General features: G+C 72.4%; 15 protein-coding genes. 8 read left to right on the top strand and 7 right to left on the bottom strand.

The window, feature by feature from the left end; all coding sequences use genetic code 11:
• Window positions 1-98 precede the first annotated feature (98 nt).
• The 3 genes from ACFY7C_RS16380 to ACFY7C_RS16390 all read left to right on the top strand — a co-directional run bounded on the left by ACFY7C_RS16380 (window position 99) and on the right by ACFY7C_RS16390 (window position 5,099).
• Window positions 99-2,345 carry a 1,4-beta-glucanase gene (locus tag ACFY7C_RS16380; RefSeq protein ID WP_389650100.1) on the top strand — a complete coding sequence of 749 codons (2,247 nt, stop codon included), beginning with the start codon at window positions 99-101 and terminating at the stop codon, window positions 2,343-2,345.
• On the top strand, window positions 2,345-4,312 hold the full coding sequence (locus ACFY7C_RS16385) for a beta-galactosidase (RefSeq protein ID WP_389650103.1): 1,968 nt from the start codon (window positions 2,345-2,347) through the stop codon (window positions 4,310-4,312). The genes ACFY7C_RS16380 and ACFY7C_RS16385 overlap by 1 nt, the downstream gene beginning before the upstream one ends.
• Window positions 4,313-4,382: 70 nt before the next feature.
• Window positions 4,383-5,099, top strand: coding sequence for a hypothetical protein (locus tag ACFY7C_RS16390; protein ID WP_389650105.1), 717 nt, complete (start codon window positions 4,383-4,385; stop codon window positions 5,097-5,099).
• Window positions 5,100-5,262: 163 nt separating this feature from the next.
• Here the strand turns inward: ACFY7C_RS16390 and ACFY7C_RS16395 are convergent, their stop codons facing one another.
• From ACFY7C_RS16395 to ACFY7C_RS16410, 4 genes are all read right to left on the bottom strand, one after another.
• Window positions 5,263-6,267 (bottom strand): LacI family DNA-binding transcriptional regulator, encoded by a 1,005-nt coding sequence (locus ACFY7C_RS16395; protein ID WP_389650108.1) that lies wholly within the window; start codon window positions 6,265-6,267, stop codon window positions 5,263-5,265.
• Window positions 6,268-6,410: 143 nt separating this feature from the next.
• Complete coding sequence (locus tag ACFY7C_RS16400; RefSeq protein ID WP_389650110.1) at window positions 6,411-7,925, bottom strand: glycoside hydrolase family 43 protein; 1,515 nt, start codon at window positions 7,923-7,925, stop codon at window positions 6,411-6,413.
• A gap of 52 nt (window positions 7,926-7,977) precedes the next feature.
• Complete coding sequence (locus tag ACFY7C_RS16405; protein WP_389650113.1) at window positions 7,978-10,113, bottom strand: alpha-galactosidase; 2,136 nt, start codon at window positions 10,111-10,113, stop codon at window positions 7,978-7,980.
• 203 nt (window positions 10,114-10,316) lie between these two features.
• Window positions 10,317-11,195 carry a helix-turn-helix domain-containing protein gene (locus ACFY7C_RS16410; RefSeq protein WP_389650115.1) on the bottom strand — a complete coding sequence of 293 codons (879 nt, stop codon included), beginning with the start codon at window positions 11,193-11,195 and terminating at the stop codon, window positions 10,317-10,319.
• 104 nt (window positions 11,196-11,299) lie between these two features.
• Here ACFY7C_RS16410 and ACFY7C_RS16415 point away from each other — a divergent pair, with 104 nt between their 5' ends.
• A complete protein-coding gene (locus ACFY7C_RS16415) occupies window positions 11,300-12,490 on the top strand; it encodes a Gfo/Idh/MocA family protein (protein WP_389650118.1) in 1,191 nt (396 codons plus the stop codon).
• Here the strand turns inward: ACFY7C_RS16415 and ACFY7C_RS16420 are convergent.
• Entirely contained in the window at window positions 12,487-14,892 is a 2,406-nt protein-coding gene (locus ACFY7C_RS16420; protein WP_389650120.1) for a SpoIIE family protein phosphatase, read from the bottom strand. The genes ACFY7C_RS16415 and ACFY7C_RS16420 overlap by 4 nt on opposite strands.
• Window positions 14,893-15,073: 181 nt before the next feature.
• Window positions 15,074-15,877, bottom strand: coding sequence for a helix-turn-helix domain-containing protein (locus ACFY7C_RS16425; protein ID WP_389652679.1), 804 nt, complete (start codon window positions 15,875-15,877; stop codon window positions 15,074-15,076).
• Window positions 15,878-16,037: 160 nt separating this feature from the next.
• Between ACFY7C_RS16425 and ACFY7C_RS16430 the strand changes: the two genes are divergently transcribed.
• The 4 genes from ACFY7C_RS16430 to ACFY7C_RS16445 all read left to right on the top strand — a co-directional run bounded on the left by ACFY7C_RS16430 (window position 16,038) and on the right by ACFY7C_RS16445 (window position 21,295).
• Window positions 16,038-16,853: a phytanoyl-CoA dioxygenase family protein gene (locus ACFY7C_RS16430; protein ID WP_389650123.1), complete on the top strand. Its 816-nt coding sequence runs from the start codon at window positions 16,038-16,040 to the stop codon at window positions 16,851-16,853.
• On the top strand, window positions 16,850-17,194 hold the full coding sequence (locus tag ACFY7C_RS16435; RefSeq protein ID WP_389650126.1) for a hypothetical protein: 345 nt from the start codon (window positions 16,850-16,852) through the stop codon (window positions 17,192-17,194). Before ACFY7C_RS16430 ends, ACFY7C_RS16435 begins: the two co-directional genes overlap by 4 nt.
• A gap of 79 nt (window positions 17,195-17,273) precedes the next feature.
• On the top strand, window positions 17,274-20,138 hold the full coding sequence (locus ACFY7C_RS16440; RefSeq protein WP_389650129.1) for a glycoside hydrolase family 3 C-terminal domain-containing protein: 2,865 nt from the start codon (window positions 17,274-17,276) through the stop codon (window positions 20,136-20,138).
• A 173-nt stretch (window positions 20,139-20,311) separates the two neighbouring features.
• On the top strand, window positions 20,312-21,295 hold the full coding sequence (locus ACFY7C_RS16445; protein WP_389650131.1) for an acetylxylan esterase: 984 nt from the start codon (window positions 20,312-20,314) through the stop codon (window positions 21,293-21,295).
• A gap of 34 nt (window positions 21,296-21,329) precedes the next feature.
• On the opposite strand, the gene ACFY7C_RS16450 is transcribed toward ACFY7C_RS16445, so the two are convergent.
• Window positions 21,330-23,486 carry a glycoside hydrolase family 9 protein gene (locus tag ACFY7C_RS16450; RefSeq protein ID WP_389650134.1) on the bottom strand — a complete coding sequence of 719 codons (2,157 nt, stop codon included), beginning with the start codon at window positions 23,484-23,486 and terminating at the stop codon, window positions 21,330-21,332.
• Window positions 23,487-23,496: the final 10 nt, after the last annotated feature.

The raw sequence follows: 23,496 nt of genomic DNA on the forward strand, positions 1-23,496 counted from the left end.
CGAACGTGCCCACGCGGCGGAGCCGCGCGTCGACACGGCGCCCCGCGCCCCTGATCCCCGCTCCATCTCCCCCTTTCGTCTCAGGACCGAGGTATGTCATGAGCACGTTCCACCTCAGCAGGCGCTCCGTTCTCGCCGGTTCCGCTGCCGCCGCCGCGGCCGTCTCCCTGCCCGTGGTTCCGGGGCAGGCGCGGGCCGCCACCCCCTCGGCCGCCCTCTCTGCCGCCCCCTCGGCCGCCGCCGAGAGCGGCTACCGGTGGCGCGGCGCCGTCATGGGCGGCACCGGGTTCATCAGCGGGGTGCTGTTCCACCCGACGGTACGAGGGCTCGCCTACGCCAGGACCGACATCGGCGGCGCCTACCGCTGGGACGACCGCACCGACCGCTGGATCCCGCTGACCGACCACCTCGGCTGGGACGACTGGAACCTCCTCGGCGTCGAGGCCATGGCCGTCGACCCGACCCACCGGAACCGGCTGTACCTGGCCCTCGGCACGTACACGCAGCCCTGGGCCGGCAACGGGGCCGTGCTGCGGTCCGAGGACCGGGGTGCCACCTGGAAGCGCACGGACCTCACCGTGAAGCTCGGAGCCAACGAGGACGGGCGCGGATGCGGTGAACGGCTCCTGGTCGACCCGCGGAACGGCGACACGCTCTGGCTCGGCACCCGGCACGACGGGCTGCTCAAGTCGACCGACCGGGGCGCCACGTGGCAACCCGCCGCCTTCCCCGCCACCCCGAGCGCCACCGGCCAGGGCATCACCCTCCTCGTCGCCGCGGGCCGTACCGTCTACGCCGGTTGGGGCGACTCCGACGGCACCTCCGACCGCCCCAACCTGTACCGCACGTCCGACGGAAAGACCTGGGAGCCCGTCCCCGGGCAGCCGACGGGCACCGCCGCGAAGGTGCCGATCCGCGCCGCGTACGACCGTCTCACCCGCGAGCTGTACGTGACGTACGCCAACGCCCCCGGCCCCAACGGTCAGTCCGACGGCAGCGTGCACAAGCTGCTGACGACGAACGGGAAGTGGACCGAGGTCACCCCGGTGAAACCCGGCGGGGTGACGGGCGACGGCGGGACCGACGCCTTCGGCTACGGCGGCGTCGCCGTCGACGCCCGGCGGCCGGGGACGCTCGTCGTGTCCACCAACAACCGCTGGGCCGAGATCGACACCGTCTCCCGGTCCACCGACGGGGGTCGCACCTGGACATCCCTGAAGGACGCGGCCGTCTTCGACGTCTCCGAGACCCCCTACCTCAAGTGGGGTGGTGACAAGCCCAAGTTCGGCTGGTGGATCCAGGCCCTCGGCCTCGACCCGTTCGACTCCGCGCACGTCGTCTACGGCACCGGCGCGACCCTGTACGGCACGCGCGACCTCAGGCGCTGGGCGCCGCAGATCCGCGGCCTGGAGGAGACCGCCGTCCTCCATCTGATCTCACCGCCGGTCGGAGAGGCGCATCTGATCAGCGGCAACGGCGACATCGGCGTGATGTACCACGAGTCGCTCACGGCATCCCCCTCGCGCGGCATGGCGTCGAACCCCGTGTTCGGTTCGACGACGGGACTCGCCCAGGCCGCGGCCCGGCCCTCGTACGTCGTCCGCACCGGCTGGAGCGGGAGCGCCAACGGCGCGTGGTCGGACGACGGCGGACAGACCTGGTCGCCCTTCGCGTCACAGCCGGCCGCCGCCAAGGACGCGCCCGGCCCGATCGTCACCAACGCCGACGGCAGTGTGCTCCTGTGGTCCCTCGGGTCCTCGAACGGCACCGTCCACCCGGCGTACCGCTCGACGGACAACGGCGCCACCTGGTCCGAGGCCACCTCCGTACCGAAGGGCGCCGTCCTGGTCGCGGATCCCGTGGAGCCGACGCTCTTCTACGCCTACGACACGACCACCGGCGCGGTCCACGCCAGCACCGACGGCGGCCTGACCTTCACCACCACGGCCACCGGCCTGCCCTCGGGCGACGCGCAGTTCCAGCTGACCGCCGCACCGGGACGCTCCGGTGACCTGTGGCTCAGCGCGAAGGAGGCCGGGCTGTACCGCTCCACCGACAGAGGCGCCACCTTCACCAAGGTCGGCAGCTGCCGGTCCGCGCACACCCTGGGCTTCGGCAAGGCCGCCCCGGGCGCCACCTACCCGGCGATCTACATGGTCGGCGCGACCTCGGGCCCCAACGCCGTCCACCGCTCCGACGACGAGGCGAGGAGCTGGGCGCGGATCAACGACGACCAGCACCAGTGGGGCTGGATCGGCCGGGTCGTCACCGGCGATCCGCGCGTGTACGGCCGGGTCTACCTCGGTACCAACGGGCGCGGCGTGCAGTACGGGGAGCCCGTCTGATGCCCGGCCTGAGCGACGCGACCCGCGGCCGCCTTCTCTTCGGCGGCGACTACAACCCGGAGCAGTGGCCCGAGGAGACCTGGTACGAGGACGTCCGGCTGATGAAAGCGGCCGGGGTCAACTCGGTCACCCTCGGCGTCTTCTCCTGGTCGACGCTGGAACCCGCGCCGGGCGCACGTGACTTCCGCAGGCTGGACACGCTGATGGATCTGATGCGGGACAACGGCATCGGCGTCGTCCTCGCCACCCCGACCGCCTCGCCCCCGCCCTGGATGGGCCGGCTGCACCCGGACACCCTGCCCGTCACCGAGGACGGCCGCACCGAGTGGTGGGGCGGCCGGCAGCACTTCTCGCACTCCAGCGCCACCTATCGCCGCTACGCCGCCGCCATCACCGAGGACCTCGCCGCCCGCTACGCCGGCCACCCGGCGCTGACGATGTGGCACATCAACAACGAGTACTGCACCTTCGACCACGGAGACGAGGCCGCCGCAGCCTTCCGCCGCTGGCTGCGCGAGAGGTACGGCACCCTCGACGCCCTCAACGAGGCCTGGGGCACCGCCTTCTGGAGCCAGGGCTACGACAGCTGGGACGGCATCCTGCCGCCCCGCCTGCCCCACTACATGCGCAACCCCACCCAGGTGCTGGACTTCAGGCGCTTCACCTCCGACATGCTCCTGGAGTGCTACGTCGCCGAGCGGGACATCGTCCGCCGCCACACCCCGGACACCCCGGTCACCAGCAACTTCATGCCGCTGTGGACGGGCCAGGACGCCTGGCGCTGGGCCGAGGAGGAGGACGTGGTCTCCGTCGACATCTATCCGGATCCGCGCGACCCGCTGGGCGCCCAGAGCGGCGCCCTCGTCCAGGACATGACCCGCTCCCAGGCGCGCGGGCCGTGGATGCTCATGGAGCAGGCCGCCGGTCCCGTCAACTGGCGGGGCGTGAACCACCCCAAGCCCCGGGGGCTCAACCGGCTCTGGTCCCTGCAGGCCGTGGCCCGGGGTGCCGACGCCGTCTGCTACTTCCAGTGGCGGCAGTCCCGGCAGGGCGCGGAGAAGTTCCACTCCGGCATGGTCAGCCATGCCGGTGAGGAGGGCCGGACGTACCAGGAGGTCCAGCAGATCGGCGCGGAGCTGAAGCGGATCGCCGCCGAGACGGCCGGCCGGACCGTCACCGCGGACATCGCGGTCCTGCACGACTGGCACGCCTGGTGGGCCGGATCCCAGGACGGCCGCCTGTCCGACCAGGTGGACTACCCGGACGTCCTGCGCGCCTGGCACCGAGCCCTCTGGCAGGCGCACCTCACCACCGACTTCGCCCACCCCGAGCACGACCTGACGCCGTACTCCGTCGTCGTCGTGCCACAGCTCTACGCGCTCACCGACGCGGCGATCGACAACCTCCTCGCCTACGTCCGCCACGGCGGCACCCTCGTCTGCGGCTTCCAGACCGGCGTCGCCGACGAGGACGACCGGGTACGCCCCGGCGGCATGGACGCCCGGCTCCGCGAGCTGTTCGGCATCCGCACCCTGCACGAGTGGTGGCCGCTGGACGCGGGGGAGTCCGTCGCCTGCGAGGGCTTCAGGGCGTCCCTGTGGTCCGAGGAGCTGGAGGCCGACGGTTCCGCCGACGAGACCGTGCCGTACCAGGGCGGTGAACTCGACGGATTGCCCGCCGTCCTGCGCAAGGGCCGGGCCTGGTACGTCTCCACGCTTCCGGAGCCGGAAGCGCTGCGCGACCTGCTGGCCCGGATCGCCTCCGCCGCCGGCGTCCGGCCGGTGCTCGACGGCCTCCCCGAACAGGTCGAGGCCGTCCGCCGGGGCGAGGCGCTGTTCGTGCTCAACCACGGCCGCGAGCCGGTGACCGTCGAGGTGCCCGGCACTCACCACGATCTCCTCACGGGGACGTCCGTCACCGACCGGGTCACCCTCGGCCGCTACGGCGTGGCGGTGCTCCGGCCGTGACCACGTCCTCAGTCAGGGGGTCGTGATAGCACCCCCCGCACAATTCCCCCCCACCCATGGAAGGGACACCATGGTCACGAGCAAGCTGCGCAAGGTCACCATGGCGGTGCTGGCGCCGACGATGGCTCTCGGTGCCACCGTCGGCCTGGCCTCCGCCCCCGCTTCGGCAGCGGTCTGGAGCTCCTGCGACCGTTGGGGCAGCACCAGCCTGGACGGCTACAGGCTCTACAACAACATCTGGGGGTCCGGCGCCGGCAGCCAGTGCGTCTGGGCCAACTCCGGCACCGACTGGGGCGTCTGGGCCGACCACCCCAACACCGGCGGCATCAAGTCCTACCCCAACGCGACGAAGACGATCAACAAGACGATCGACTCGCTCGGCTGGCTCACCAGCAACTACAACGTCAGCGTCCCGTCGTCCGGCGCGTACAACACGTCGTACGACATCTGGGACACCGACCACCAATACGAGATCATGCTCTGGGTCAACTACAACGGAGCGGTAGGCCCGATCGGCAGCCATCAGGGCAACGTCACCCTCGGCGGCCACAACTGGAACGTCTACAAGGGCACCAACGGGGCGAACCAGGTGTTCTCGTTCCTGCGGACGTCCGACTCCCACTCCGGCACCGTGAACGTCAAGCCGATCCTCAACTGGATCGCCTACACCAAGGGCTGGATGCCCGGCAACGAGACCATCGGCGACGTCCAGTTCGGCTACGAGATCACCTCGTCCTCCGGCGGACTCGACTTCCGTACCAACAACCTGACCATCAACGGCGGCTGACCCGAACACCAGGGCCGAGGTCCATCCCGCCTTCTCCTCGGGCGGGGTCGACCTCGGCCCGCGGTGTGTTGTGGTGCCGTCCCGCAGGTACTGCGGGACGAGGGCCGGCGGGGCGCCCGCCGTCACGGTCGCACCGCCCCCGTACGTCTCACCGGGCCAAGCGTCAGGGTGCTGATCCCGTACTCGCCCGCACCGTCAACTCGGGTGCGATCAGCGAGACGTCGTCGGTGTCCCGACCTTCGATCTTGGCGACCAGGCGCTCCACCGCCTGCCGGCCCATCTCCTGCGCGGGGATGGAGACCGACGTCAGTGGCACCGAGGCCTGGACGGCCACCTGTTCCGGGCAGATCGCGACCACCGACACGTCCTCGGGGACGGCGCGGCCCTGCCGGCGCAGCAGGGCGAGCAAGGGCTCGACCGCCTGCTCGTTCTGCACGACGAACCCGGAGGTCCCCGGGCGCTCGTCGAGGACGCGGGTGAGGACGGCGGCGATCGCGTCGTAGCCGGCGCCACAGGGCCGGTGCAACACCCTGACGCCCAACTCCCGTGCGCGGGAACGGAGTCCGTCGAGAGTGCGCTCGGCGAAGCCGGTGTGCCGTTCGTAGACCGCGGGGGCCTCGCCGATGACGGCGATGTCGCGATGGCCGAGCGTCGCCAGCTGCTCGACGCACAACGCGCCGGTCGCCCTGAAGTCGAGGTCGACGCAGGTCAGTCCCGAGGTGTCGGCGGGCAGTCCGATCAGCACGGACGGCTGGTCGGCGCCGCGCAGCAACGGCAACCGCTCGTCGTCGAGTTCGACGTCCATGAGGATCATCGCGTCGGCGAGCCCACTTCCGGTGACGCGACGGACGGCTTCGGGACCCTCCTCGCCGGTCAGCAGCAGTACGTCGTACCCGTACGTCCGGGCCGTCGTGGCGACCGCGATGGCGATCTCCATCATCACCGGCACGTACATGTCGGTGCGCAGGGGGACCATCAGCGCGATGATGTTCGACCTGCTGCTGGCCAGCGCCCGCGCGCCCGCGTTCGGGTGGTATCCCAGCTCGCGGATGCTCTGCTCGACCTGCAGCCGGGTGGCCGCGGAGATGGGCCGCTTGCCGCTGAGGACATAGCTCACCGTGCTCGCCGACACTCCGGCGTGCCGGGCGACCTCGGCGAGGGTTACCATCCAGTTCTCCCAGCCCAATGAAGCGCTTCGATCAGTGAGCGTACTGCCGCTCCTGCGTTACACGTAAACCGACCTTATCTTCAGCACACCGCGTTGTCCATCGCGGTTGAAGCGCTTCGATTCGTGACGGCAAGGCCCTCCGTTCAGACGTCGAGGGGCTCGTAGTCGAACCAGTCGAAGCGGACGGTGCCTTCCGCGGCGTACATGCCGATGACCCGGCCCGTGAAGCCGCCGGCGACCTCGGTCGACAGGTAGCGGCCGTCGAGGGTCGCGAGCTCCGTGACCGTGCCGTCGGGCTGCTCGACGCCGAGGGAGACGAGGTCGGGTCCTGTGCACGGTCCGTACGGAGTCGGCGGTTCCGTGATGGTGACGCAGAGGACCACCGGCCCGGCGGGCACGGACCGCGCGGCCACGACCGTGCGCAGGGAGCCGACGCGCGCGACGGCCCGGACCTCCGTGCCGGACACCTCGATCGCGTAGTGGTGCCGCTCGTCGAGCCGGACGGCGAGGCCGCCGCGCCCGTCGGAGGGATCGACCAGGGTGCGCGCCCGGCACGCCAGGTGCTGCTGGCGCCGGCCGGTGAACACCACGTCGGGCTCGTCCAGGGAGCCTCCCCGCGCGCGGAGGGTCAGCCAGCCGGGGCGCTCCTCGGTGGTGCAGTGTTCGGACGGCCGGTCGCGCAGCGAGATCCAGGCCGGTCGCAGTGCGGCGAGGTCGAAGTCGTCCCGCCGCTCCTCGACGGGGCCGGGGGAGAGCGGCCATGGGAGCTCGGGCAGGTCCAGGGCCACCTCGCCGACGACCGGCCAGTCGTCCACCCAGGTCACGGGGGCCAGGAAGGTCTCCCGGCCGAGCACGTGCCAGCCCGGCGTGCCGCCGCCGGGTCGGACGCCGAGCAGCACCATCCACCAGGAGCCGTCGGGGCCTTGGACCAGGTCGGCGTGCCCGGTGTTCTGGACGGGGTGGTCGGTGCCGCGGTGGGTGAGGATCGGGTTGGCCGGACACGGCTCGAACGGGCCGGCGGGCGAGGGGCCGCGGGCGATCGAGACACCGTGGCCGCGCTCGGTGCCGCCCTCGGCGATGAGGAGGTACCAGTAGTCACCGATCCGGTACAGGTGCGGCGCCTCCGGGGCCTTCGCGCCGGGCCCGCCCGACCAGAGCCGGTGCGGCGATCCGTACGTCTGCCCGGTGGACGGGTCGAGACGGACCTGCGATACCCCGGCGACCGTGCACCGGCAGGTGCCGTCCTCCTCCCACGCCAGGTCGGGATCGATACCGGGGACGCCCGGCGCCCGGATGGGGTCCGACCACGGTCCGGCGGGATCGGTGGCCGTGACGATCAGGTTGCCGCCGCCCTCGCTGCAGTTGGTGACGATCAACCAGAAGCGGCCGTCGTGGTGGCGCAGGGTGGGGGCGTAGATCCCGCCGGAGGACGGCATGGAGGTGGGCAGACGCAGCTGCTCCGCCCGGTCCAGGGCGTTGCCGATCTGCGTCCAGTGCACCAGGTCGCGGCTGTGGAAGAGGGGTACGCCGGGGAAGTACTCGAAGCTGGAGCAGGCCAGGTAGTAGTCGTCGCCGACGCGGCAGACGCTGGGGTCGGGGTGGAAGCCGGGGATCACGGGGTTGGCGAAGCGTCGGTCCGGTCGGCGAAGTGGTGGCACCCGGGAGGTCCTCTCGTCGGTTCGTGAGGGAGTCGTGGCGTGGTGGGGGGGGTCAGGGAGCGCCGGGGGCCGTGGGGGTGATGCGGAGCAGGACGGCGGACGGCGCGGTGGGCAGGGTCAGCCTCAGCTCGGCCGTGCCGGGCAGCCAGGTGGATCCGGCCCGACCGGCGGAGGGATAGAGCAGATCGACTCGGGCGGCCGTGTCCCGCAGGTGGGGCAGGTGGAGCGTCGCCGTGGCGTCGGTCCCCGGGCGGCGCCAGGCCGTGAGGTAGGTGGTGGCGGGCGTGCGCACGGCCAGGGCGATCCAGGGGTCGTCCCAGGCGGGAAGGCCCAGTGGCCAGCACGGTACGGCGTGCGGCAGGTCGGCGCGGATGGCCTTGTACACCGCTACCGCCTCGTGGACCAGGGTGCGGGCCTCCCGGTCGAGTTCGGTGATGCGGCCGGAGAGATGAACCCGGCCGAGCAGCGCGTTGGCCATGGTGAAGGCCACCTCGTCGAGGGAGTCCTCCGGCCGGGGGTACGCCCAGACGGCGCCCTGTTCGGGGGTGACGGCGGTGGGTGCGGAGGCGGCGATGGGCGCGTAGAGGTGGAGGTTCTGCTGGTCGCTGGTGGACTGCAGCTGCAGCCGGGAGAGCATGGCGTCGTCCCAGCGCATGCCGCCGGAGGCGCAGTTCTCCACCACGAGGTGCGGGTGCCGGTCGAGGACGCCGTCGAGCCAGTCGAGGTGCGCCCTGTTGTGGCCGAGCAGGCCGTCGCCCGGGGTCTCGCCGGGGTGGGCACTGGTGCCGGAGCCGGGGTCGATGTTGTGGTCGAGTTTGAGGTAGCCGACGCCCCACTCGCCGACCAGGCGGTCCACGACCCGGTCCAGATGGCCGCGGGCGGCCGGGTGGCGCAGGTCCAGGTGGTGCCGGCCGGTCTCCGTGACGCGGACGCCGTCGCGGCGGAAGAACGCCTCGTCGGGCAGGGACGCGGCCACGGGGCTGTGGACGCCGATGACTTCCGGCTCGAGCCACAGGCCGGGAACCATGCCGCGTCGGCGGATGTGGTCCAGTACCTCGTGGATCCCCTTCTCGCCGGGGAAGCGTGAGGCGGCCGGCTCCCAGGAACCGACGCTGGTCCACCAGCCGCCGTCACCGTCGTCGTACCAGCCCGCGTCGATGACGAAGTGCTCGGCGCCGGCCTCGGCCGCCGCGTCGATCAGTGGCAGCAGCTTGTCGGTGGTGGGGTCGCCCATCAGGCAGTTCATGTAGTCGTTGAAGATGACGGGCAGGCGCTGGTGGTCGGTATGAGGGCGTCGCCGGGCGCGCCGGTAGCGGGTCAGCGCGGCGAACGCGGAGTCGGGGCCGCCGTCGGCGCCGAAGGCCAGCGCGGCCGGCACGGTACGGAAGACGGCGCCGGGCTCCAGGGCGTGCCGCCAGCCGTGGTGGGTGTCGGTGGGCCCGAACAGGGCGGCGTAGGCGGCTCCGTCGTGCTCCTGGCACTCCCAGCGCCAGCCGCCGCCGTTGTGCTCGATCTGCCACACCCAACTGCGGCCGGTGCGCCGGTCCGTCAGGCCGCCCATGGGCAGGTGCCCGCAACTGGACCAGGTGCCCCGCCCGTTGAGGGCGAAGCCCGCCTTGCCGTGCCCGTACGTCACGCGTCCGCTGACGCCGGGTGTGGTCCGGCGCATCGGCTGTCGCTGCCAGCGGCACTCGGCGAGCCAGTCGTTGTCCGCCCACAGCAGGTCGGCGGCGTCGACGGCCGCCGGGTCCCGCGGGGTGAGGCAGCCCACCGCGAGCGAGCTGACCGACTCCAGGTGCAAGGTGGTCGGCCCTTCGTTGCGCAGCGTCACTTCACCGCGGAGCACGGGGATGCCGTCCGGTGACCGGTAGGTCACTTCCGCGACGAGGCCGGCTTCCGGGTCGTGGAGATGCACGGTCAGCACGAGCCAGTCGCCGTCGCGGGCCGCGCGGTGGGACCGGTGACGCAGCCGCCCGCCGAGAGCGGTGCCGATCAGGCGGCTGCCCGACCAGTCGCGGCCGTGGCCCGCGGCCGTCACCTCCACCAGGGGGAGGGACGCACCGGGGACTCTTCGCGCCTCGCCGGGCAGCCCGAGGTGCGTGAGGCGCGGGCTGCCGGCGTCGTCGATGACGAGGTCGAGGCCAAGGGCCTCGTGCCCCCAGTGGAAGGTCCCCTGTTCCTGGGTCATGGCGGCCCTTTCGCGGTCGGTGCCGGGCGGTTCCTCGGGTGCGGGGTGTCGAGCAGACCGGAATACGGTGACTGTCGAAGCGCTTCACTTGCAGACGTAAGCTAACGGACGGGTTTCGTGGGAGACAAGGGTCCTCACCGCGAAAAACAGTCCCACGATGGCTGGCGAAGCGCTTCGATCGAGAGGCGTGGACGCAGGGCGATTCAGTGCCGCTCGACCCGACCGAGTCCGCGTCCGTGCCGGAACCGTGCCGGGGTGGTCCCGCACGCGTCGGTGAAGACCCGGTAGAAGCGGCTGACCGAGCCGAAGCCGGCGGCCGCGGCCACCTGGCCGGCGGGAAGGTCGGTGCTCACCAGCAACCGGCGTGCCTCGGCGAGCCGGTACAGCTTCACGTAGTCGCCGATCGTGGAACGCACGACCTTGCGGAACTGGGTCATGGCGTAGGTCGGGTGGAGATGCGCCGCCGCGGCGACGTCGGCGACCGTGATCGGCTCGCGGAAGTGGTGTGCGATGTACCGCGCCATGGACACCGCCTGGCGCAGGGCCGGATCGTCACCGGCGGGCCGATGTGCCGGATCTCCGGCCGTGGCAAGCACCAGGCGCCGGACGCGCGCTTGTATCTCCAGCATCGCGATGCGGCGCGGTTCGTCGTCGCCCGCGGCCAGATCCGCGGCCCACTGGGTGAACTTCGCCGGATCGCTCGCGTCGGCACGGGCTGCGGGAGTGATCATCGGCACGCCCGAGAGCACACGGGCGAGGAGCGGTTGGGGCAGCCCCCAGGCGAGGAACCGGTCGAAGGGCACATGCAGCCAGTGGACGCGCGTCGCCCGGCTCGCCACCAACTGGTGCGGGATCGCGGCCCAGAACACGGCGAGGCCGCCCACCGCGACTTCGAGGAGTTCGCCGCCGTGGAGATAGAGCATCGGCCCGCCACCGGCCACGAAGTTGATCTCCAGGTCGTCGTGCCGGTGTGCTGCCGCCATCGGCGTCGGTCGGCCGGACCAGCCGCGCAGGTATGAGGGTTCGTCGACCAGAGCACCCTGAGGATCCAGGAAGTTCTCGCTTCGAAACGGCGCAGACATCGAGTGTCCTCGTTCCTATCGTCGTGGAGCAGTGCCGCAGCCCGCACCGTCATGCGACCGGCACCAGCTCGCACCCACTCCTACGTTCCTGATGGAGATTTCGCGTGTTCTCACTCGGCATCGTCGGAGCCGGCCAGTTCGCCGGCTCGTTCGCCACACTCTGGCGCCTGCACCCGAGCGTCGGTGACATCAAGGTCACCGACCTGCTCCCGGAGCGCGCCGAGCAACTCGCCACCGAGCACGACCTCGCCGGTACGCTCCCCTCGTTCGAGGACATGCTCGACTCCGATCTCGACGCCATCGCCCTCTTCACCCAGCGCTGGATCCACGGCCCCCTCGCCGTGCAGGCGCTGCGTGCGGGCAAGGACGTGTACAGCGCGGTCCCCATGGGCGTGACCGAGGCCGAGATCGCGGACATCATCGCAGCGGTCGAGGAGACCGGCCGGATCTACATGATGGGCGAGACGAGCTACTACCACCCGGCGGCCGTCTACGCGCGCGCCCAGATCGCCGCGGGAGCGTTCGGCCGGATCTTCTACGCGGAAGGCGACTACGTCCACGACATGGACTGGGGCTTCTACGACGCGTACAAGTACAGCGGCGGTGAGAACTGGAAGTCCACCGCCAGCTACCCGCCGCTGCTCTACCCCACGCACTCGATCGGCGGAGTCCTCGGCGCCTGGCAGACGCACGCCGTGAGCGTGTCGGCGATCGGCGTTCCGGACGAGCGCGGCGACGGCGTGTTCGATCGCGCGATCAGCCGGTTCGACAACGACTTCTCCAACGCCACCGCCCTGTTCGAGGTCGCCGGTGGCGGCAGCTTCCGCACGAACGAGTTCCGCAGGGTCGGGTACATCGGCAAGGAGTCACGCTTCCGCTACTTCGGCACGGAAGCGGTCCTCGAACAACTCGGCTCGATCAGCCTGTGGCAGGACAAGAAGGGCGAGCGCGACATCACCGCGCACCTGCACCCCGCACCCACCCTGACCCCGGACGACCCGGCGCTCTCCCACGTCGCCCCGGAACTGCGCGACGCCTTCGCCTCCGGTACCGCCCCCGTCCACGACCGCTCCCGACTCCCGCGCGAGTTCGCTCACGCGCCCAACGGCCATGAGGGCAGTCACCACTTCCTCGCCGACGACTTCGCCCGCGCGGTCACGACACGAACGCCTCCACCGCTGCACGCGTGGACCGCCGCCCGCTACACCCTCCCCGGCATCATCGCCCACCAGTCCGCCCTCCGGGCCGGCGTGCGCCTCCCCGTCCCCGACCACGGAGACGGACCCACCCCCTAGGGAAGGGCCTGTGCGCACCAGATCGTCTTGCCGTCGGTGGTGTGCCGGGTGCCCCAGTCCTGGGTGAGCTGGGCGACGAGCAACAGGCCCCGGCCACCCTCGTCGAAGGCGCGGGCCCGGCGCAGGTGCGGAGCGGTGTTGCTGCCGTCGAAGACCTCACAGATCAGGGACGTGTCGCGAATCAGCCGCAGCCTGATCGGCAGCCCCCCGTACCGGATGGCGTTGGTGACCAGCTCGCTGACGACCAGTTCGGTGACGAACGACGCCTCCTCCAGACCCCAGGCGTCCACCTGGTCGACGGCGAACTTCCGGGCGCGCGGCACCTGCGCCGGGTCGGGATCCACGACCAGGTCGGCGACGTGCTGGGGGTCCAACGCGTGCGTGCGGGCGAGCAGCAGGGCGGCGTCGTCGGTGCGGCGTTCGGGGAGCATGGCGTCCATCACGGTGTCGCACAGGCCCTCCAGGGAGGGGGCCGAGTGGTTCAGGGCCCGCAGCAGTTCGGCGATCCGCTGGTCGACGTCGCGTTCGCGGCTTTCCACCAGTCCGTCGGTGTAGAGGGCGAGCAGACTGCCCTCGGGCAGCTCGAGCTCGGTGGCCTCGAAAGGCAGCCCGCCGATGCCGAGCGGCGGGCCCGGATGGGCGGCTACCGGTGTCCTGGTGCCGTCCGGGGAGATGATCAACGGCAGCGGATGGCCGGCGCTCGCCAGCGTGAAGCGCCGGGAGACGGGGTCGTAGACGGTGTACAGGCAGGTGGCGCCGGACTCGGCGGTCGGCTCCAGGTCGCCGGCGCGCTGGAGGTCGCCGGCGAGGTGGAGGACCAGGTCGTCCAGGTGGGTCAGCAGCTCGTCCGGCGGCAGGTCGACGTCGGCGAGAGTGCGGACCGCCGTGCGCAGCCGGCCCATGCCGGCCGAGGCGTGCAGGCCGTGGCCGACGACATCGCCGACGACCAGGGCGACCCGGGCTCCGGACAGCGGAACGACATCGAACCAGTCGCCTCCCACTTCCGCGCCGGTCCCGGCGGGCAGGTAGCGGGATGCCACCTCGACCGCCTCCTGGTTCGGCAGCCTCTGCGGCAGCAGGCTGCGCTGCAGGGTCAGCGCGGTGGAGCGTTCGCGCGAGTACCGGCGGGCGTTGTCGATGGCGACGGCGGCTTTGGCGGTCAGCTCCTCGGCGAGGATCAGGTCGTCGGCGGTGAAGGCCTCGGGCCGGTCGAGACGGGAGAAGGCGACGACGCCGAGCAGCGCGCCGCGGGCCCGCAGCGGCACGGTGATCCTGCCGGTCAGCCCGTCCGCGGCGATGGCCCCTTCGATCACCGGGTTGCCCGGTGGCCAGTGGGCCGGGTCGGCGGCGAGCCCGGGCCCGAAGGCCCATTCGCCGCCCTGGCCGGGCCGAGCGGCGAGCTCGACCGTGGACCTGCCGGTGGCCATGCAGCGGGCGGCGACGGAACCGGGAGCGTGGCTGACCGGCGTCGCGGGCCCGGGCGCCCGGTCGGCGTCCTCCTCCGCGCTGTGCCGGGCGGCACGACTGAGCACGACGGTCTCGCCGGGGGCCGACGCGGCGGGCGGTTCCTCCCCGCGCAGCACCTCGTCGAAGAGGTCCACGGTGACGAGGTCGGCGAATCCCGGCACCGGGGTCGTGGCCAGTTCCCGGGCGGTGCCGATCACGTCGAGTGTCAGGCCGATGCCGCCGCCGGCCTTGTTGAGGATGAGCAGGCGCTGCCGAGCCCAGTACTCGGCGCTCATGTCGAATCCCCAGTTGGCGACCGCGCGGACCTTGCCCTCGGCATCTCGGACGGGCCACATGCTGGTGGCCCAGGCGTTGGCGTAGTCGCTGCCGAGCGGGCGGAAGACGGTGATGAGGCGGGCCGGCTCGCCCGTCCTCGCCACCTCGGCGAGCCGGTCGGTGTACGCCATGTCGTCCAGCTCGGGGAACAGCTCGCGGTACTTCTCGCCGAGCACCTGCTCCTCGGAGTGCGCCATCACCCGGCACGCGGAGGCGTTGACCCAGAGGAAACGCAGCTCAGGGTCGTAGACGCCCAGAGCGAAGGGGCACTGCTCGAAGGCCCGGTCGGCGATGACGGGGCGGCGCCCCCACGCCTGGGCGGTCACCACGTGGCCCCGCGCACGGCCGTCCGCGCCGAGCAGCGGATGGGCCGTCAGCACGGCGTCCACCGTGGAACCGTCCCGGTGGCGCAGCGGGACGACTCCCGTGGGGTCGGAGCCGATGCCGAGCTGCTCGGGGGTGCCGGACGGGCGGTCGACCCACAGGTCGGTCACGCGCCGCCCCACGGCCTCCTCCGCCGTCCAGCCCAGCAGCAGCCGCCCGCCCTCGCTCCACCCGCTCACCATGCCGTCCGGGTCGACCACGAGGGTCGCAGTCGGGGCATCCTGCTTGGCAGCCATCTCCACGACCACGCCTCCGTCCGGACAGCGGTGCTCGTCAGGACCGTTTTCCAGCGGCTGGTTCCAGCCTAGGTCCGCCCTGTCCGGCGCGCCCGCTCGGTCACGGCGGGTACGGGACGGCCGACAACGCGTGGTCGAGCGGGAGCCGGTCGAGGCGGGGCGGGCCGCAGGTGGTCCGGAGCTACGGAGCCGCGCCGTCGCGACGGGGGGCGGGGCCGGCAGCCCGGATGCCACGCGGTGATGCCCCGAGCTCACGGCGGCAGGCCTTGTTGAACGCCTGCAGGTCCGGGATGCCGACCGAGGCGGCGACGGCGGGGATGGAGAGCGTGGTGGCCCGCAGGAAATGGCGTGCGCGTTCCATCCGGCGGGCCCGGATGTAGCCGACGACGGTTTCCCCGGTGGCGGCGCGGAAGAGCCGGGTCAGGTGGTTGTGGGAGACGCCGGCCGCCTCCGCGATCTCCGGCACCGTCAGGGACTCCGCCAGCCGCGCCTCGATGAGGGCCGTCGCGGCCGCCACCGCCGGATGCACGGCCCGGGTGCTCGGCTCCCGCGGCGGGGTGAGCCGGGCGATCCGCCACAGGGCGGCCCACACCTCGGCGGTGGCCCTGGCCGGGGTGTTCGGCCAGGCGGCCAGTGCCTGCCCCAACTGCGCGGTGAGCAGGTCGAGTTCGGGTCCGGCGCCCTGGATCACGGAGATGCTGTGGGGTGGGCCCGCCGAGCCCAGGCGGAGGTGGGCGTAGAGGTGCTCGGAGCGGCCCCGGTAGCGGTAACGCACCTCGGTTCCGGGCGGCACGAGACTGACCCGCCCGGGGCGGATCGTGTGCTCGGTGCCGTCGACCGTCAAGTCGGCGTCGTAGCCGTACAGATGGAGCTGCCACAGGTCAGGCAGCGAGAACACGTCCACCCGGACGGCCGGACCGTGCACGCCGATCCCGAGGGCGGCGAGAGTGGGAGGCTCGTCGAGATGGGCGAGGACCGTCTGCATGGGCACGTGTTCTACCACGGCGGAGCCGGCCACTCCTGGGACCCGGCCACTCCCGGGACGCGGTCGTCGACGGACGCGGCGGACGGCGTGGTGAGAATCGACCAGTGGAGGGTGAACGGGGCCCACGCGGTGCGCGGCGGCCGGACCTAGCGTGGCCGTCATGGAGAACAGGCGAGAACTGCTGAGCTCGGTTCGGATGGCGCGCTTCGTGGCGCGCGGCTCGCTGCGGTTGGACGCGGTGGTTCCGGCGGAGATGAACGCCGAGGGCCTGACGGTACTGGCGGACGGGGTGCCGCCGGTGCCGTACGGGACGCCGCTGTCCGACGCGTACGCGAAGGGCTCCTTCGTCCGCAGGCTGCTGGAACTGCCGCGGGTGGCAGGGGCCCTGCGCAGCCTGGTCGGCCCGGATCCGTGGGTGGACCACCACTTCGTGCACACACGCGAGCCGCGCGGCGGCACCGCGCAGGCGCTGCACGGGGACGCCATCATCGACGTCCGGCCGGACGCCTTCGACGTGCAGTTGATGTACTACCCGCAGGACGTGACGCTGGAGATGGGCGGAACGCTCAGCGTGCCGGGCAGCCATCTGCGGCGGATCAACGAATCGGACACCGGCCGCTACCAGAACCTGCGCGGTCAGGACCGGTTGGTCTGCCCGGCCGGCACGGTGGTGCTTCTGCACCACGGCATCTGGCACGGCGGCCGGCGCAACGACAGCGACGTCGTCCGCCACATGTTCAAGATCCGCTTCAATCCCAGGGTGCGTCAACGACGTCTGTGGGACACCTCGGACCTCCACGACCCGCGGGTGGCGGCGGAGCTGGACGTCATGTTCCCGTGGTACGAGGGAGCGACCGGCCGGCTGGAGCGGTACAACCGCATCCTGCTGTGGCGGGAGCTGACCGGCGACGACGGCTTCGACCTCGACCACTGGGTGACCAGGGTCTCCAACCGGCCGAAGGAGACCCTGGCATGACGACCGAAGCGACCCCGCCCTCGTCGGAGGACACCGAAGACGCCACCGTCGCCCCGGTGCCGCGGCAGCAGGTGCTCGTGCTGTACCTGGCGAGCTCGGCGCTGGATTCCCATGTCGTCGGCTGGTCGCGCTACGACGGCACCGGCCGCACCTCGCCCACCACGGGCGACGGTGACGAGCCGCCGTACGAGACGGGGGTGGCCGCGCTGCGGGACGGCTGGCGGCTGTTCCAGGCCTCCCAGCTGATTCCGCCGTACCCGGGGCACGAGTACGACGTCTCCTTCCTCAAGCACGAGTTCTTCTTCGAACGGTTCGTCGACCTGAGGGCGCAGCGTCATTGACAGGTGAGGGAGGCGAATGGGACTGTCGAAGCGCTTCGACGAACGGCCATCGCAACCAGCTCGCCTGAGGGGTTTCCACGTGAGTTCCGCGCCCGCGCCCGCGTCCGTACCTGATCCGCCCGATTTCCGTGATCCCGCGCTGCCCCTGCAGAAGCGCGTCGACGACCTGCTCTCACGGCTCACGCCCGAAGAGCGGATCGCGATGCTGCACCAGCACGTGCCGGCCGTCCCGCGGCTCGGCCTCGCTGCCTTCCGTACGGGCAGCGAGGCCCTGCACGGGGTCTCCTGGATGGGGGTGGCGACGGTCTTCCCGCAGGCCGTCGGCCTCGGCGCCACCTGGGACGAGGACCTGGTGCGCCGGGTCGCCGAGGCCGTCTCGGTCGAACTGCGCGCCTTCCACCACCACCGCACTCCCGCCGTGGGCGACGGCCCCCACAGCCTCCAGGCGTGGGCGCCCGTCCTGAACCTGCTGCGCGACCCGCGCTGGGGACGCAACGAGGAGGGCTACTCCGAGGACCCGGTGCACACCGCCCGGCTCGGCGAGGCGTATTGCCGGGGTCTGGCGGGCGACCACCCGACCTACCTGCGGGCGGCTCCCGTCCTCAAGCACTTCCTCGCCTACAACAACGAGGACGACCGCTGCACGACCTCCTCCGGACTGCGCCCGCGCGTCCTCCACGAGTACGACCTGGCTGCCTTCCGGCCCGTCGTCGCCTCCGGCGCCGCGACCGGAGCCATGGCCGCGTACAACCTCGTCAACGGCCGCCCCTGCCACGTCAGCCCGCTGATCGAGGACGAGCTGCGCCGCTGGGCGCGGCCCACCGGACACGAGCTGTTCGTGGTCAGCGACGCCGAGGCCCCCTCGAACCTGGTCGACCCGGAGCACTACTTCGACGACCACGCCGAGTCCCACGCCGCCGCCCTCAAGGCCGGCATCGACAGCTTCACCGACCACGACGAGGACAGCGCCACGCCGGTCGGCCGACTGCGCGAGGCGCTGGAGCGCGGCCTGATGGCACAGGCCGACGTGGACCGCGCGGTGCGTCGCCAGCTCGAACTCCGCTTCCGGCTCGGCGAGTTCGATCCGGACCTCGACCCGTACGCCGGGATCGGCCCGGAGGTGATCGACTGCCCCGGGCACCGCGCCCTGGCACGGCACGCGGCGACCGAGTCGGTGGTCCTGCTCAAGAACGACGGGCTGCTGCCGCTGGACCCGGCGCGGACACCGAGGATCGCCGTCATCGGCCCGCTCGCCGACACGCTGTGCGAGGACTGGTACAGCGGCACCATGCCCTACCAGGTGACCGTCGCCGACGGCCTCGCCGCCGCCCTCGGCGCCGACGGCGGCGAGGTGACCCGGGTGGAGGGCGCCGACCGCATCGCGCTGCGCTCCCGCACGACCGGCGAACTCCTCGGCAAGAGCGCCTTCGACGTGACCGACTGGGGCGGCGGCATGCTGACCCTCCGCGCCGCCGACGCCGGCGACTATCTGAGCCTCAAGGACGACGCCACCGTGGCGGCCGACCAGAAGGTGCTCAAGAACTGGTTCGTCAAGGAGACCTTCCGGCTCGAACCGGCCGGGGAGGACACGGTGCTGCTGCGCTCCGTGCTCACCGGCCGCTACGCCGCCGTGGACCCGGCCGACGGCCGCGTCACCGTGACCGCCGATGCCCCGGGCTCCGCCGAACGCTGGGCGCGGGAGCTGCTGCGCGACGGCATGGCGGAGGCCCGGGCAGCCGCCCGGGCGGCCGACGCGGCGGTCGTCGTCCTCGGCAACCACCCCATGGTCAACGGCCGTGAGACCGAGGACCGCGCGGACATCGACCTGCCCCCGACGCAGGAGGAGCTGCTCCGCACGGTCGCGGCCGTGCGCCCGGAGACGGCGCTCGTGGTGATGAGCAGCTACCCGTACGCCGTCGACTGGGCCGACGAGCACCTGCCCGCCGTGGTGTGGACCTCCCACGGCGGGCAGGAGACGGGCCAGGCGCTGGCCGCCGTGCTCCTCGGCGAGGCCGACCCCGCCGGGCGTCTCCCGCAGACCTGGTACCGGGGCGACGATCCGCTGCCGGCCCCGCTCGACTACGACATCATCAAGGCGGGCTGGACGTACCAGTACCACGCGGCCGCGCCCCTCTACGCCTTCGGCCACGGCCTGTCGTACACCGACTTCTCCTACCGCGACCTGCGGTTGTCGCGGTCGTCGACCGGCCAGGACGGTGCGGTCGACATCACGGTGACCCTGGCCAACAGCGGTGCCCGGGCCGGCAGCGAGGTGGTGCAGCTCTACGTCCGGCCGCTGGACGCCCGTCACGAGGCGCCCGAGCTGCGCCTGGCCGACTTCCGCAAGGTGCGCCTGGAGCCGGGGGAGAGCAGCGAGGTGACGTTCCGACTGCCCGCCGAACGGCTCGCCCACTGGGATGTCACCACCTCCGCCTTCACCGTCGATCCCGGCGCATACGAGATCATCGTCGCCCGCTCCGCCGGTCACCCGGTCCTCACCGCGCCGCTGACGGTGACCGGGCCGGCCGCGGCGCCCCGGGCCGTCGTGGACCGGCGGACCCCGGCGGTCGACTTCGACGACTACGCGGACGTCACCCTCGTCGACGCCACCCGGACCCACGGTGACGCGGTCACGCCCACCGATCCCGCTCGTCCCGGGACGCTTCTCTTCCGTGACGTCGACCTCGCCGGGGCCGTCCGGATCGAGGCCGAGACCGCCCGCGAGGACGCCGGATCGAGCGAGGCGCGGCTGGTCGTCCGGTCGGGCGACCAGGTACTGGCCGAGCTCGACGTCCCCCTCACCGGCGACCGCTACGCGTGGCGGACCGTCGCGGGCGAACTGCACGCCCCGCCCGAGGGCCCCCACGACCTGCGCCTGACCCTGCACGGTGACTTCCGCCTCTCCGCCTTCCGCTTCGGCGGCCCTGGCAGCGTCGCCGACTGACCGCTCGCGCGCCCGCCCGTGAACCGGCGGCCCGTCCGAAGGGGGGAGGACGGGCCGCCACTCCCGCTCCCCGCCACTCACGCTCCCCGCCGTGCCCGGGACCCGCGAGGGGCGGGGCCCCATGCCACTCGCACCCCCGCCGCCTCGTCCCCACTCCGACCGGAGGACTCCCCATGCCGCTCACCGACCTCGCGACTGACGAGCTCGTCGGCTACCGGCCGCAGCCGACCGCTCCGAACGACTTCGACGCGTTCTGGCGGGACACCCTCGCCGAAGCCCGGTCCTACGACGGGACGATCAAAGTCGAACGGGTCACGTCCGCGCACCTGCTGCACACCGTCGAGGTCGACGACGTGCGTTTCCCCGGCTGGGACGGCGAGCCGGTGGCCGCCTGGCTCCTGCGGCCGCGTGGCACGGAGGGACCGCTGCCGGTCGTCGTCACGTACATCGGCTACAGCGGCGGCCGCGGTCTGCCCAGCGAACACCTCCTCTGGTCGGCAGCCGGCTACGCCCAGCTCGTCGTCGACAGCCGGGGCCAGGGCCACGACACCCCGGACCGGACGGCGGGCGACGGCACCCAGTGGGCCGGGGGATTCATGACCCGAGGCATCGACTCCCCCGAGCACTACTACTACCGGCGGCTGATCACCGACTGCGTACGCGCCGTGGACGCCGTCGCCGGGCTGCCCGGCCTCGACCCGCGCAGGATCGTGGTGACCGGAGGCAGCCAGGGCGGCGGCCTGGCCCTCGCCGTCGCCGCCCTCGCCGGAGACCGTGTGGCGGCGGCGCTGCCGGACGTCCCGTTCCTGTGCCACTTCCGTCGCGCCGTGCGGATCACCGGGGAGGGCCCGTACCCGGAGATCGCCGAGTACCTGCGCCGGCACAGTCGCGACCGCGTGGAGCGGACCCTCGCCACCCTCGACTACTTCGACGGCGTCCACTTCGCCCGACGGGCCACCGCTCCGGCGCTGTTCAGCGTCGCCCTGATGGACCCGATCTGCCCGCCCTCCACCGTCTACGCCGCCTACAACCACTACCGGGGCGAGGACCGCACCATGACCGTCTGGCCCTTCGGCGACCACGGCGGCGGATACGGCTCCAACCCGCCGGTCCAGCTGTCCTGGCTGCGCGAGCGTGGCCTCGCACCGGAACTCTGACCCGCGTGAGCACCACGATGGGGAACCGGTCGGGTCAGGCGCAGGCGCCGGCGTTGAGGGTGAAGGCCGTGGGTGGGGGAGTCGAGCCGGTGTGGGTCCCCTGAATCCCGAAGCTCACGGTCGCTCCCGGGGCGATCGTCCGGTTCCAGTCCGTGTGGCGGGCGCTGACGGCGGTGCCGCTCTGGGTGACGGTGGCGTTCCACGAGCTCGTGACGCGCTGGCCGACCGGAGAGGTCCAGGCCAGCTGCCAACCGTCCACGGCCGCCGGACCGGTGTTCTTGACGGTGACGTTCGCGGTGAAGCCGGTGCTCCAGACACTGTTCACCGCGTACGTCACCGCGCAGGAGGCGGTGGGCGGTTCGCCGCCGGTGGAGGTCCGCTCGGCGGCGTAGGCGGCGAGCCAGGCCAGCGGGGCGTTCCAGTTGACCGCCACCTCGTTGGTCGAGTACGAGTCGATGTGGTCGACGTAGCAGGCGGCGGGGGCGCAGCCGCGCAGCCTCTCCTCGGCCACCGGGTCCTGGAGCGCGCTGTTGGGACCGCCGGCGAGCGAACCGGCGGGCGGGTGGGGCAGCGAGGGGTCGAGCTGGTGTGCCCAGAAGCGGTGGTGCTGGTTCTGGGAGGAGGTCTCGCCGTGGCCGGTGACGTAGGACAGGCCCAGGGCGTTGCGCCCCAGCAGGTAGTCCATGGTCTCCAGGGCACCGGCGCGGTAGCGCGCGTCGCCCGTCAGCTCCCCGGCGACGGCCATGACGACGGCGTCGTTGGCGACCGCGCCGTTCGATCCCCAGAAGTACCCGTCCGCGGGGACGGGTACGGCGTACCCCTGGGCGGCCATCCTGGACAGGTAGCCGTCGGCCGCGGCGGTCACCGAGGCGCGGATCCGGGCCGTGTCGGTGGCGGGCAGCCCGTGCGGGACGGTGGCAAGGACGAGTCGGCCGAGTGCGGCGGTGTCCGCCCAGCCGAAGCCGTACGGACTGAAGGCGTCGGCGGAGGTGTGCCAGGGCGAGGAGGTGACCGCGTCCCGGTAGGCGCTCTCGCCGGTCGCCGCGTACAGCTCGGCGGCCGCCCAGTAGAACTCGTCGGTGACCCGCGTGTCGCCGTAGGGCCCGCCGCCCGTGCTGTCCGAATCCGGTGCGTACAGGGCCGGTTCGGCCCGCGCGGCCGTCCAGGCCTTGCGGGCGGCGGACAGGCAGCGGTCGGCGTACGCCGGGTCGTACGGCCGGAAGACCCGGGCGCACTGCGCGGCGGCTGCCGCGAGGTTGAGGGTGGCCGCCGTGGACGGCCGGTGCAGTTCGCGTGGCTGGGAATCCTGCTCGGGGCGCGTCGGCATGCCGGTCCACGCGGCGTCGTGGATCTTGTGGAACGCCATGCCCGCGTGCGGCTTGCCGTCGGGCACCTGCATCCTCATCAGGAAGTCGAGCTCCCACCGCGCCTCGTCGAGGACGTCGGGGACGCCGTTGCCGCGTTCGGGGACGCGCAGGGTGGAGTCGCCCAGCGCCGCCCCCTTGCCCGCCCGCTCGGCCCGCTCGAAGGAGTTGACGAGCAGCCAGGTGGAGAGACCGCCGTTGACCACGTACTTGCCGTGGTCGCCGGCGTCGTACCAGCCGCCTCGGACGTCCCGGGTGTAGTCGCACACGCCTGCCTGGCAGGGGACGGCGGTGTCGCCCTTGTTGGGTGCGACGCCGAGGTGTCCGGCCGGGCGCGCGTACGCGGGACCCACGAGGGAGGCGTCGATCGCGATGCCGCTGCGCTGGTGGTGGAAGAACGCCATCGCGTCGGAGCGCAACGTGTCGTAGAGGTCCACGCGGATGTCGAAGGGAGCGCTGCTGCTGCCGTCCACCGTCAGGACGTACCCGGTGCCCGCCGTCCGGTACGAGGAGAGGTCCGCCACGTGGACGGACTGTCCGGAGGGGGTGTCGGCGCCGCGCGGGACGGTCGAACCGGAGGCGACCACCGTCCCGGACGCGTTCCGCAGCTGCCAGCCGAGTGCCTGCGTGGCCGTGGTGACGACGGTGGCGCGCTTCGGCCCGTCGGGCAGGTAGCCGACCTGGTTGACGCGTACGGCTGTGGTCGCGGCCGTCGTGGCCGAGGAGGTCGGCGCGGTCGTGAGACCGCCGACGAGGAGCGCGGCCGCCAGGAGGGTGGCGGAGAGGCGCGGGGGGAGGCGGAGCGACGAGGTCGTGTTGGGGGGCACGTGCGACTCC

Origin of the sequence: Streptomyces sp. NPDC012769 (genome assembly GCF_042901205.1) — a bacterium.
Taxonomy (GTDB): domain Bacteria; phylum Actinomycetota; class Actinomycetes; order Streptomycetales; family Streptomycetaceae; genus Streptomyces.